This is a genomic window from Streptomyces sp. SGAir0957, assembly GCF_043523415.1.
Map to the genome: position 1 here is coordinate 970,757 of NZ_CP027293.1, position 11,352 is coordinate 982,108.

The window sequence follows — 11,352 nt, forward strand, 5'->3', positions numbered from 1 at the left end:
GCCCCCGGTCTCCTTCGCCCCGACCGCCGGGCGGAGCCGGTGCGGCGGGTCCGCTGGCGCTGCGGACCCCCGCACCACAAGGTGGAGGCAACAGCGAGACCGAGCGAGGGAGTGGTCGTGGACGCGGTGCCCGACGAGGGGATGCGCTGCCTGGTGACCGGGGCGAGCGGCTACATCGGCGGCCGGCTCGTGCCCGAGCTGCTGGACGCGGGGCACAAGGTGCGCTGCCTGGCCCGCACCCCCGCCAAACTGCGCGATCATCCCTGGGCCGAGGACGTGGAGATCGTGCGCGGCGACGTCATGGACGCCGCCTCCGTCGGGGAGGCGCTGACCGGCGTCGACGTCGCCTACTACCTGGTGCACGCCCTCGGCACCGGCGACTCCTTCGAGCAGACCGACCGCAAGGCCGCGCGGATCTTCGCCGAGCAGGCCCGCGAGGCCGGGGTGAAGCGCATCGTCTACCTCGGCGGCCTCACCCCGGCGGGCGTCCCCGAGCACGAGCTCTCCCCGCACCTGCGCTCGCGCGCCGAGGTCGGGCACATCCTGCTCGACTCGGGGGTGCCGACGACCGTCCTGCGGGCCGCTGTCATCATCGGCTCGGGCTCGGCGTCCTTCGAGATGCTGCGCTACCTGACCGAGCGGCTCCCGGTGATGGTGACGCCGAGCTGGGTGCGGACCCGGATCCAGCCGATCGCCGTGCGCGACGTGCTGCGCACCCTCGTCGGCAGCGCCACCATGCCCCCGGACGTCAACCGCGCCTTCGACATCGGCGGCCCCGACGTCCTCACCTACCGCGCCATGATGGTCCGGTACGCGGCCGAAGCCCGGCTGCCCAAACGGCTCCTGCTCCCGGTGCCCATGCTCACCCCGCGCCTGTCCAGCCACTGGGTCGGCCTGGTGACGCCCGTGCCCGCGTCCATCGCCCGGCCGCTGTGCGAATCGCTGCGCCACGAGGTGGTCTGCCACGAACACGACATCGCCCGGTACGTGCCGGACCCGCCGAGCGGGCTCATCCCCTTCGACGAGGCCGTGACGCTCGCGCTGCGCCGCGTCCAGCAGGCGGCGGTCTCCACGCGCTGGTCGTCGGCCTCCTACCCCGGCGCGCCCAGCGATCCGCTGCCCACCGACCCGGACTGGGCGGGCGGCTCCCTCTACACGGACGAGCGGGAGCGCGAGGTGAACGCCGACGCGGGGCGGCTCTGGGACGTCGTCGAGGGCATCGGCGGCGAGCACGGCTGGTACTCCCTGCCGGTGGCCTGGTCCGTGCGCGGCTGGCTCGACCGGGCGATGGGCGGCGTGGGCCTGCGGCGCGGGCGGCGCGACGCGGCCCGGCTCCGCGTCGGCGACTCCCTGGACTTCTGGCGCGTCGAGGAGATCGAATCCGGGCGGCTGCTCCGGCTGCGCGCCGAGATGCGGCTGCCGGGACTCGCCTGGCTGGAGCTGTCCGTGGAACCCCTGGGGGACGGCCGCTCCCGCTACCGCCAGCGTGCTCTGTTCCACCCCCACGGCCTGGCGGGACAGGCGTACTGGTGGAGCGTGGCGCCCTTTCACGCCGTGGTCTTCGGCGGGATGGCCCGCAACATCGCGCGCGCCGCCGAGCGAGGTGCAGGCCGCCCCTGACACCGCCGGACCGCACACCGGAAAATCTGTTCCCCTCCGGACCCATCCACCCGCGCCCCGGCTCCGTATTACCACCGCACCCGTGATCGCATGGGGCACGCCCACAGAGCTCGGAGGTCTGCGAACGTGAAGGAAGCCGTCCACATCGGGCCCCCGCCGGAGGCGGGGCCCAGCCTTGAGGAACTCATGGCCGATGTGGCGAAGGGAGACAAAGACGCCTTCTCCTCCGTGTACGACGCCGTGGCCGGTTCGGTCCTGGGCGTCGTGCGCGGCGTCCTGCGCGACCGCGCCCAGTCGGAGGAGGTCGCCCAGGAGGTGCTCGTCGAGGTGTGGGGCAACGCGGCCCGCTACCGCACCGACCGCGGCACCGTCATCAACTGGGTGCTCACCCTCGCCCACCGCCGCGCCATCGACCGGGTCCGCTCGGTGGAGGCCGCCGTCGCGCGGGACCACAAGGCGGCGCTGCTCGACCGCACCCCCGAGTTCGACGAGGTGACCGAGGCGGTCGAGAACCGTCTGGAGGCCGAGCAGCTGCGGCGCTGTCTGCGTACGCTGACGGAACTCCAGCGCCAGTCCGTGTCGTTGGCGTATTACCGCGGCCTCACCTACAGCCAGGTCGCCGAACTCCTCGCCGTGCCGCTCGGCACGGTCAAGACCCGACTGCGCGACGGGTTGATCCGCCTGCGCGACTGCCTGGGGGTGAGTGCGTGAACACCGCCGATCTGCACACGCTGACCGGGGCCTACGCGCTGCACGCGCTCGACCCGGAGGAGCAGGCCGCGTTCGAGCGGCACCTCGACGCGTGCCCGGCCTGCGCCCAGGAGGTGCGGGAGCTGTCGGCGACGGCGGCCCGGCTCGGGCGCGCGGTCACCATCGTTCCGCCGGACGGGTTCAAGGAGTCGGTCCTGCGGCGCATCGACGGCGTCCGCCAGGAGCCGCCGCGCACCGCCGCGGCCACGGCCGTCCCCGCCGCCGTGCGGCGCGGCCGGCGGCTGTCCCGGTGGGCGCTCGCCGCCTGCCTCGCCGCGGTCGCCGCGCTCGGCGGGACGACCGTGTGGCAGCACCAGGAGGCCGAGGACGCCCGGCAGGAGGCGCGCGCGGCGCAGCGGGCCACGGACCAGGTGGCCGACGTCCTCGCGGCGCCCGACGCCAGGACGCGGACGGCACGCCTCGCGGGCGGCGCGAGCGGTACCGTCGTCGTGTCGCAGGAGCGCGACAAGGCCGTGTTCGTGGCGGCGTCCATGGCGCGGCCGCCGGGCGGCAAGGTGTATCAGCTGTGGTTCGACGACGGTGGCACGATGCGTTCGGCGGGGCTCATGGACCCCGGGCGCAGCGCGCAGAGCGTTCTCATGGCCGGTTCGGTCGGCAAGGCGACCGGTATGGGCATCACGGTGGAACCGGCGGGCGGCTCGAAGGAGCCGACCTCGGCGCCGGTGGCGCTGATGCCGCTGCCCGCCTGATCCGCGCGACCGCGAGAGCCCGAAAGGGTGTCGTCCGTGACCCTTCGGGTCGCGAAACCAATCCAAGTGGCCCGCGGGGACGGATTCCGGGACATGGACGACACCACATCACCACCGCTCTCCCGTCTCGCACGTGTGTCCCTGGGCGCGCTGAGCGGTCTGCTCGCCGGATACGCGGCGATCGCCGTCGCCGAACTGGTCGCCGCCGCCGTCCGCCCGGAGTCCGGGCCGGTCGTCGCGGTCGGCGGCGCGGCGATCGACCGGACACCGCCGGCGGTGAAGGACTGGGCGATCCGCCAGTTCGGCACGGACGACAAGCTCGTGCTGCAACTCGGCATCCTCGCCGTGCTGACCCTGCTGGCCCTCGCCCTCGGCGTCGTCGCGACCCGGAGGCGGCGGGCCGGCGCGGCCGGAGTCCTGGTGTTCGGTGTCGTCGGCGCGCTGGCGGCCGTGACCCGGCCCGACTCGACGAGCTTCACGGACGCCCTGCCCTCCGTCGTCGGGGCGGTGGCGGGCGCCGCTCTGCTGTACTGGCTGGCGGGGCGGCTGACGGCGCAGCGCGAGACGGCCGGGCCCGACGAGACGGGCTGGGACCGTCGCGGCTTCCTGATCGCCGCCACGGCCGCCGCCGTGGCGTCGACCGGCGCGGGCGCCGCGGGCCGGGCCCTCAGCGGGTCCCGCGGCAAGTCCGCCGTCGCCTCCCGCAACAGCGTCGTCCTGCCCGCCCCCGCGTCGAAGGCCGCCGCCGTGCCGCGCGGGGCGGCGCTGCGGATCGGCGGCGTCAGCCCGTTCATGACGCCGAACGGCGACTTCTACCGCGTCGACACCGCCCTGACCGTGCCGAAGGTCGACGCCGACAGCTGGCGCCTGCGCATCCACGGCAAGGGGGTCACCCGCGAACGCACGCTGTCCTTCGCCGAGTTGCTGCGGATGCCGCTCGTCGAGCGCGACATCACCCTCACCTGTGTCTCCAACGAGGTCGGCGGCCCCTACGTGGGCAACGCCCGCTGGATCGGGGTCCGTCTGGCCGACCTGCTCCGGCAGTGCGGGGTGAAGCCGCCGTCCGAGGGCGGCCCCGCCGATCAGCTCGTGGCCCGCTCCGTCGACGGCATGACCATCGGCAGCCCCGTCGACGACGTGATGGACGGGCGTGACGCGCTGCTCGCCGTCGGCATGAACGGGGAGCCCCTCCCCTTCGCCCACGGCTTCCCCGTCCGCATGGTCGTCCCCGGCCTGTACGGCTACGTGTCCGCCTGCAAGTGGATCCAGGACATCGAGCTGACCACCTTCGACGCCTACGACCCCTACTGGGTCCAGCGGGACTGGGCGCGGCGGGCGCCCATCAAGACCGAGTCGCGGATCGACACGCCGAAGCCCTTCGCCCGGCCGAAGTCGGGCGCCGTGATGGTGGCGGGGGTGGCGTGGGCCCAGCACCGGGGCATCGACAAGGTCGAGGTGCGCGTCGACGACGGGCCCTGGGAAGAGGCGCGCCTGGCCGCCGAGGACACCCGTGACACCTGGCGCCAGTGGTCGTACGCGTGGCAGGCCACGAAGGGCGGCCACACGCTGACGGTCCGGGCCACCGACCGCACGGGCGAGACGCAGACGGAGAAGCGCGTGCCGACCATTCCCGACGGCGCTTCCGGGTGGCATTCGGTCGTCGTCACGGTCGACTGACCAGGGCGTTTCCCGCCGGTCCGCGTCACCTTCGCGCAGCCGATGTCACTCGTCCGGGGAATCCGCGAAAGATCCACCAATCCGCCCGGCGATCAGGTCCGGATTCCCCACGACGAAGGCAGATCGCCTTTGCGAACCAGCTAGTTGCACGAACTCGTCGAGGAGTTGCCATGCGTACCGGAATCCGTCGTATCGCCGTAGCCGTGACCGTCAGCGCCGTCCTGCCCCTGGCCCTGACCGCCTGCTCGGACAGCGACTCCAAGGACAAGGCGTCGGACAGCGCCTCCGCCGGCTCCTCCAAGGGATCGGACATGGCCAGCCCGTCCGACTCCGACTCCATGGGGTCGATGTCGGAGCCGTTCGGCCCGGCCTGTTCGTCGGTGCCGAAGGACGGCGCCGGCTCGTTCGACGGCATGGCCCAGGACCCCGTCGCCACCGCCGCCTCGAACAACCCCGCGCTGTCGACGCTGGTCACCGCCGTGAAGAAGGCGGGCCTCGTCGACACCCTCAACAACGCGAAGGACATCACCGTCTTCGCGCCCACCAACGACGCCTTCGCCAAGATCCCGAAGGCCGACCTGGACAAGGTCCTCAACGACAAGGCCATGCTCACCAAGGTCCTGACCTACCACGTCGTGGGCCAGAAGCTGGCGCCGAAGGACCTGGAGAAGGGCTCGTTCGAGACGCTGGAGAAGTCCAAGCTGACGACCTCGGGCTCGGGCGAGTCCTACAAGGTCAACGACTCGGCGAACGTGGTCTGCGGCAACGTCAAGACCGCCAACGCCAACGTCTACATCATCGACTCGGTGCTCATGCCGAAGAGCTGAGGCCGGGCCCGCTCCCTCAGTCGGCGTCCCTGCCGAGCACGCGGTGGACGGCCTGGCGCGCCTCGTAGAAATCCGAGTCCGAGACGTCCGGGTCGTCCTCCACCTCGTTCAGCCAGTCCTCCATGTCCTCGGGCTGCCACAGGTCGAGGCCCTGGGGGACGGCGAGCGTCGTCGTCCTGGCCCGCAGTTCCTCCACCGCCACGACGTCCTGGACACTGCGCGTGCTCACCTCGGTCACCGCGCCACTCCTTCCGGTCTGCAAAGGGCAACGGACGGGCGACCTTGCCAGACAGACCCCGGGTGTGTCCAAGACGACGCCCGTCCGTCACGGCGTGAGAACGCTCACCCTCCCCCGCAGCTCGGCGGAGAACACGTCGGCGGCCTGCTCCAGGGCCGCCGCGGACGCGGGCGCGATGACCGTGCGGTCGCCCTCGACGGTGATGTCCTTGTCCAGGGTGAACCAGCCGGGCACGATGTGCGCCGCCCCCATCGAGGTCAGGACGGGGCGCAGCGCGTAGTCGATGGCCAGGACGTGCGCGACGCTGCCGCCGGTGGCGAGCGGCAGCACCGTCTTCCCGGCGAGGGCGTACTGCGGGAGCAGGTCGAGCAGCGCCTTGAGCAGCCCGCTGTACGCCGCCTTGTAGACGGGTGTGCCGATGACGATCCCGTCGGCGCGGGCGAACCGCTCCGCGGCGTCGATGATCGCCGGGTGGCCGAAGTCGGCCCGCAGGAGCGCGTCGGCGGGCAGGTCACGGACGTCGAGCGGGCTCACGTCGTGGCCGCTCGCGACGAGCCGGGCGTCGATGTGGCGCAGGAGGCGGCCGGTGCGTGAGGTGGCTGACGGGCTTCCGGAGACGGTGAGGACTGCGGCCATGGGTGAACCTTTCGGGTGCGGTGCGGCGTTCGGTTGACCAGGAGGTGGACCGAGAGGTGGACCATGCGGGGGCCTGCGGGGACCATGCGGTGGACCGGACGGCCGGGGCGGCGCTTACCAGGAACTCGTCCGTACGGTGACGATCGGCGTGAGTCCGCCCCGCAGTGCCTCCAGGAACGTGACGATCTCGGCGGCCACCGAGCGGTGCTGCTGGTCGTTGAGGACGTCGTGCCGTGCGCCGCGGACGACGGCGAGGCGGGCACGCGGCAGGGTCTTCGCGAGCCCGGTGAGCGCGTCGTGGTCGGCGAGCGGGTCGCTCTCGCCGACGAGCAGCAGGCGGGGCAGGTCGGAGGTGCCCGCGTGGGCCGCGTCGAGAAGGGCCTCCGGCACGGGTGCGTCGAGGGCGCCGCGCCGCACTTGCCCGTCGTCGGTGAGGACGCCGCGGTGCGTGGGGCACGTCGTCCGTACGTCGAGTTCCTCCTCCCAGGTGGTGCCGGTGGCGGCGGCGCCGTTCCCGGGCAGACCGGCGAGCACGAGGGCGTCGGGGCGCGGCCCCGGGACGCTTTCCTCGCCGCCGAACAGGGCGGCGAGCGCGGCGGCGCCCGTGTCGGAGCCGATGAGAACGAGCGGGCGCGCGGGGTCGTCCTCGGGGACGGCCCCCGCGATCCGGGCACGGAGGGCGTCGAGGGCCGCGGGGAGGAGGTCGCCGTCCGCTTCCGCCGCGTCGACCACGCGGACCCGGTAGGCGTCGGCGGCGAGGCGCTTGCCGAGCCGGCGGTAGGCGGCCCGGGTCTCGCCCCGGCCGGGCACCACGACGACGGTGCCGCGGGTGAGCAGCCCCTCGGGCACGGGGTGCTCGTCGTACGCGGCCGAGGAGGGGGGCGCGACAGTGGCGGCGGGCGCGGCGGGCTTCTGGTGGCTCATGCGGTCTCTCCCACGGGGACGGTGTGGCGGTTGGCCGGGATCGGCAGGCCGAGGTTGCCGCGCAGGGTGTCGGCCTCGTACGCGGTGCGGAACAGGTCGCGCTTCTGGAGGATCGGCACGACGCCGTCGACGAACAGCTCCAGCTCCTCCTCGGTGCGGAAGGCGAGGTTGATGCCGTCGAAGGTGCCGGCGTCGAACCACTCCTCGATGCGGTCGGCGACGGTCTCAGGCGCTCCGACGAACGGCGAACGCCGGAACTCGGCCAGTGACTGCGCCACTTGACGCAGCGTCAGCCCTTCTTCCTGCGCCCGCTCGATGATCTTCGCGGCTCCCGTGCGCCCGCCCTTCTCGGCGAGGTGCGCGACGTCGGGGAACGGCGCGTCCAGGTCGTGCGCGCTGAAGTCGTACGCGCCGAAGGACCGGCCGAGCAGGGCGAGGTGGCGGTCGAAGTCGTTGTCCTCCTCGAAGATCTCCCGCTCGCGGCGGCGCGCGGCCTCGTCGGTCGACGCCACGACCGGGCCGCCGTGGATGAAGATCTTGATGTGCTCGGGGTCGCGGCCGTACGCGGCGGTGCGGCGCTTGATGTCGGCGTAGTACTCCCGCGCCTGCTGGAGCGGGCCGCCGGGTGCGTAGATGCCTTCGGCGACGCGTGCGGCGAGGTCGCGGCCCTCCTCGGAGACACCGGCCTGGAAGATGACCGGCTGTCCTTGCGGCGAGCGGGAGATGTTCAGCGGTCCGGCGACCTTGAAGTGCTCGCCCTCGTGGTCGAGCGCGTGGAGCTTGGCCGGGTCGAGGAAGACGTTGCGCTCGGCGTCGGCGGGGAACGCGTCGTCCTCGTAGGAGTCCCACAGGCCCTGGGCGACCTGTACGAACTCCAGGGCGCGCCCGTAGCGCGTCGCGTAGTCGAGGTGTTCGTCGAGGCCGTAGTTCCTGGAGGTGCCGGTGTCGAAGCTGGTGACGACGTTCCAGCCGGCGCGGCCGCCGCTGATGTGGTCGAGGGAGGCGAAGCGGCGGGCGAGGTTGAACGGTGAGTTGTACGTGGAGCTGGCCGTGCCGACCAGGCCGATGTGGCGGGTGTGGGTGGCGACGGCGGACAGCAGGGTGAGGGGTTCGAGCCGGTTCAGGTAGTGCGAGGGGTAGGTCGCGTTGATGAACTGGCTGTCGACGATGAACAGCGCGTCGAAGAGCGCGTGTTCGGCCGCCTGTGCCTGCCGGATGTAGTAGCCGATGTCGATGCTGGCGTTCTTGGCGACGCGCGGGTCCTTCCACAGTCCGTGCTGGCCGGGGCCGCCGACGCCGTAGGGGTGCAGCGCGAGGTGGATCTTCTTGCGGGACATGTGTGTTCCTGTCTGTGTGAGGGACTACGTGTGCAGCAGGGCGCGCAGCGCGTCCCGTTCGGCGCGGTCGGCCGGGGCGCCGTGCAGGGTCGGGGCGGAGCCGAGCAGGAGGCGGGTGTACGGGTGCCGGGGTGCGTCGACGAGGGCGCGGGCGGCGCCGGTCTCGACGAGTTCGCCCCGGTACAGGACGGCGATGCGGTCGGCGACCCCGGCGACGGAGCCGAGGTCGTGGGAGATGAGGACGAGCGCCGTGCCCTCGGCGCGCAGCTCCTTGAGGATCTCCAGGATCTGGACGCGGTTGGCGGAGTCGAGGGCGCTGACGGGTTCGTCGAGGAGGACGACGCGCGGCCGGGTGACCAGCGCCCGCGCCACGGCGACGCGTTGGCGCTGGCCGCCGGAGAGTTCGCCGGGCAGCCGCCCGAGCAGGTCCTCGGTGAGGCGGACCCGGTCGAGGAACTCCCTGACCCGGTCGGCCGCCTCGGCGCGTGCGACGCCCCGCACGAGGAGGGGTTCGCCGAGCGAGTCCTCGACGGTGAGGTCCGGGTCGAGGCTGCGCAGCGGGTCCTGGAAGACGTACTGGACGACCCCGCTCCTGCGCAGCTCGCGCCACTGCCGGCGGCCGAAGGAGCTGACGTCCGCTCCCCCGACGGTGATCGAGCCGCGCGTCGCCGGGACCAGGCCGAGGACGGCACGGGCGAGGGTGGACTTGCCGGAGCCGGTCTCGCCGATGAGGCCGACGGTCTCGCCCGGCGCGACGCTCAGCGAGACGCCGTGCAAGGCCTGGCGGCGGCGTCGGCGGTGCCCGTAGTGCACGTCGAGGCCGGTGATCCGCAAGACCGGTTCCCGGGCCCTCTCGTCGGCGCTCACACGTCCTCCTTCGCTTCGGTGGCCGACGGCTTGCGGAACCGGTCCAGGCCGTAGCTCTCGTGCTCGGCGATCAGCAGCCGCGTGTAGGCGTGGCGCGGCGCGTGCAGGACCGTGCGGGTCGGTCCGTGTTCGACGACCTCGCCCTGGCGCATGACCAGCACCTCGTCGCAGAGCTGGGCGACGACGGCGAGGTCGTGGGAGACGACGACGAGCGCGAGCCCGTCCCGGGTGCGCAGGTCGGCGAGGAGATCGAGGATCTCGGCCTGCACGGTGACGTCGAGGGCGGTGGTGGCCTCGTCGGCGATGAGGACGCGCGGCCGCGCCGCGATGGCGGCGGCGATGAGGACGCGTTGCAACATGCCGCCGGAGAGTTCGTACGGGTACTGGCCGTGGACGAGTTCGGGGTCGCGCAGGTGGACCGCGCGCAGCAGCTCGACGGCGCGTGCGCGGGCCTCGCGGCGCTTGAGCCCCAGCTTCACCCGCAGCACTTCGGCGAGTTGGGCGCCGACGCGGATCGAGGGGTTGAGGTAGGAGGCGGGGTCCTGGAAGACCGCGCTGATGGTGGTGCCCCGCAGTGCGGTCCACCGCGCCTGCGTGAGGGTGGCGATGTCGGTGCCCGCGATCTCGACGGAGCCGCCGGTGATCTCGAAGTGCGGGGGCAGGATGCCGAGGGCGGCGCGGCAGGTGAGGGTCTTGCCGCTGCCGGACTCGCCGACGATGCCGACGGTCTTGCCCGGGGTCAGCTCGAAGCTCACCCCGCGCACGATCTCGCGTCCGCCGGCGAGGTCGCTGACGCGCAGGTCGCGTACGCGGAGCACGGGCGGCGCGGGGTCGTCCTGCCGCGACGGGGGCGCGGCGACCGGCTCCGCGAGGGTCTTCTGGCTCATCGGGCACCTCCGGCGGGGGTGGGCTCGGCGCGGTGGGCGCGGGCCTTGCGGTGGTTGACGAGGGCGCGTCCCGACTCCCCGGAGACGTCCCGGACGGCGTCGGCGAGCAGATTGGCGGCCCAGACCGTCACCATGATCAGCAGGGCGGGGGCGACGGGTGCCCACGGCTGGTGGCTGAGGTAGGCGAGGTCGGAGGCGAGCAGTCCGCCCCAGGTCGGGGCCGGTGGCTGGACGCCGATCCCGAGGAAGGTGAGGGAGGAGACGATGACGAAACCGACGCCGATGGTCTGCGCGAGGGCGACCGCGAGCGGCGGCAGCACCTTCGTCCACACATGGCGGCGGACGATCCAGCCGAGCGAGGCGCCGGAGACGAGCGCCGCTTCGACGTACTGCGAGCGGGCGACGGTGAGGGTCGCGGCGCGGGCCACCCGGTAGAACAGCGGCGAGACGAGGACGCCGGTGACGAGCATGGCCTGGGTGATGCCGTTGCCGAGCAGGGCGATGACGGCGACGGCGAACAGCAGGAACGGCAGGGCGACCAGGGTGTCGGTCAGCCGCAGGGTGACCCACTCGAAGGCGCGGCCGAGGTAGACCGACAGGATGCCGGGGACGGCGCCCACCACCAGCGCGGTGACGGCGACTTCGAGGGAGCCGAGGACGCTGACGCGGGAGCCGTCGAGGAGGCGGCTGAACGTGTCGCGGCCGAGGTAGTCGGTGCCGAGCCAGTGCGCGGACGAGGCGTCGGCGAGGGTGTGCGTGCTGGTGGCGAGGGGGTCCTGCGGGGCGAGCAGCGGGCCGAGGACCGCGAGCAGGGCGACGACGGTGAGGAGGGTGACGGCGATCCGTCCGGAGGTCAGGCTGAGGACGCGGCGCACCACG

General features: G+C 73.0%; 12 protein-coding genes. 5 read left to right on the forward strand and 7 right to left on the reverse strand.

Annotated elements, in window-relative coordinates; genetic code table 11:
* Window positions 1-141 precede the first annotated feature (141 nt).
* The 5 genes from C1N81_RS09635 (at window position 142) to C1N81_RS09655 (ending at window position 5,584) form a co-directional block, all read left to right on the forward strand.
* Window positions 142-1,620 carry an SDR family oxidoreductase gene (locus C1N81_RS09635; protein ID WP_394437833.1) on the forward strand — a complete coding sequence of 493 codons (1,479 nt, stop codon included), beginning with the start codon at window positions 142-144 and terminating at the stop codon, window positions 1,618-1,620.
* 126 nt (window positions 1,621-1,746) lie between these two features.
* The gene (locus C1N81_RS09640) at window positions 1,747-2,331 is read left to right on the forward strand and encodes a sigma-70 family RNA polymerase sigma factor (protein ID WP_394428337.1); all 585 of its coding nucleotides are present in this window, start codon (window positions 1,747-1,749) and stop codon (window positions 2,329-2,331) included.
* On the forward strand, window positions 2,328-3,080 hold the full coding sequence (locus C1N81_RS09645; protein ID WP_394428338.1) for an anti-sigma factor: 753 nt from the start codon (window positions 2,328-2,330) through the stop codon (window positions 3,078-3,080). The genes C1N81_RS09640 and C1N81_RS09645 overlap by 4 nt, the downstream gene beginning before the upstream one ends.
* 93 nt (window positions 3,081-3,173) lie before the next feature.
* Window positions 3,174-4,757, forward strand: coding sequence for a sulfite oxidase (locus tag C1N81_RS09650; RefSeq protein ID WP_394428339.1), 1,584 nt, complete (start codon window positions 3,174-3,176; stop codon window positions 4,755-4,757).
* A gap of 170 nt (window positions 4,758-4,927) precedes the next feature.
* On the forward strand, window positions 4,928-5,584 hold the full coding sequence (locus C1N81_RS09655) for a fasciclin domain-containing protein (RefSeq protein ID WP_394428340.1): 657 nt from the start codon (window positions 4,928-4,930) through the stop codon (window positions 5,582-5,584).
* A gap of 16 nt (window positions 5,585-5,600) precedes the next feature.
* On the opposite strand, the gene C1N81_RS09660 is transcribed toward C1N81_RS09655, so the two are convergent.
* The 7 genes from C1N81_RS09660 to C1N81_RS09690 form a co-directional block, all read right to left on the reverse strand.
* Window positions 5,601-5,822, reverse strand: coding sequence for a hypothetical protein (locus C1N81_RS09660; protein WP_394428341.1), 222 nt, complete (start codon window positions 5,820-5,822; stop codon window positions 5,601-5,603).
* A gap of 87 nt (window positions 5,823-5,909) precedes the next feature.
* Window positions 5,910-6,458, reverse strand: a complete 549-nt coding sequence (ssuE, locus tag C1N81_RS09665; RefSeq protein WP_394428342.1) for an NADPH-dependent FMN reductase — start codon at window positions 6,456-6,458, stop codon at window positions 5,910-5,912.
* Between the two features lie 114 nt (window positions 6,459-6,572).
* Window positions 6,573-7,382, reverse strand: a complete 810-nt coding sequence (locus tag C1N81_RS09670) for an alpha/beta hydrolase (RefSeq protein WP_394428343.1) — start codon at window positions 7,380-7,382, stop codon at window positions 6,573-6,575.
* On the reverse strand, window positions 7,379-8,719 hold the full coding sequence (locus C1N81_RS09675) for an LLM class flavin-dependent oxidoreductase (protein WP_394428344.1): 1,341 nt from the start codon (window positions 8,717-8,719) through the stop codon (window positions 7,379-7,381). Before C1N81_RS09675 ends, C1N81_RS09670 begins: the two co-directional genes overlap by 4 nt.
* A 24-nt stretch (window positions 8,720-8,743) precedes the next feature.
* Window positions 8,744-9,586 carry an ABC transporter ATP-binding protein gene (locus C1N81_RS09680; RefSeq protein WP_394428345.1) on the reverse strand — a complete coding sequence of 281 codons (843 nt, stop codon included), beginning with the start codon at window positions 9,584-9,586 and terminating at the stop codon, window positions 8,744-8,746.
* Window positions 9,583-10,473: an ABC transporter ATP-binding protein gene (locus tag C1N81_RS09685; protein WP_394428346.1), complete on the reverse strand. Its 891-nt coding sequence runs from the start codon at window positions 10,471-10,473 to the stop codon at window positions 9,583-9,585. The genes C1N81_RS09680 and C1N81_RS09685 overlap by 4 nt, the downstream gene beginning before the upstream one ends.
* The gene (locus C1N81_RS09690) at window positions 10,470-11,351 is read right to left on the reverse strand and encodes an ABC transporter permease (RefSeq protein ID WP_394428347.1); all 882 of its coding nucleotides are present in this window, start codon (window positions 11,349-11,351) and stop codon (window positions 10,470-10,472) included. Before C1N81_RS09690 ends, C1N81_RS09685 begins: the two co-directional genes overlap by 4 nt.
* Window position 11,352: the final 1 nt, after the last annotated feature.

Coding starts and splice junctions, on each gene's coding strand:
- C1N81_RS09650 (WP_394428339.1), top strand. CDS start 3,174: ATGGACGACACCACATCACCACCGCTCTCCCGTCTCGCACGTGTGTCC.
- C1N81_RS09685 (WP_394428346.1), bottom strand. CDS start 10,473: ATGAGCCAGAAGACCCTCGCGGAGCCGGTCGCCGCGCCCCCGTCGCGG.
- C1N81_RS09635 (WP_394437833.1), top strand. CDS start 142: ATGCGCTGCCTGGTGACCGGGGCGAGCGGCTACATCGGCGGCCGGCTC.
- ssuE (WP_394428342.1), bottom strand. CDS start 6,458: ATGGCCGCAGTCCTCACCGTCTCCGGAAGCCCGTCAGCCACCTCACGC.
- C1N81_RS09655 (WP_394428340.1), top strand. CDS start 4,928: ATGCGTACCGGAATCCGTCGTATCGCCGTAGCCGTGACCGTCAGCGCC.
- C1N81_RS09675 (WP_394428344.1), bottom strand. CDS start 8,719: ATGTCCCGCAAGAAGATCCACCTCGCGCTGCACCCCTACGGCGTCGGC.
- C1N81_RS09670 (WP_394428343.1), bottom strand. CDS start 7,382: ATGAGCCACCAGAAGCCCGCCGCGCCCGCCGCCACTGTCGCGCCCCCC.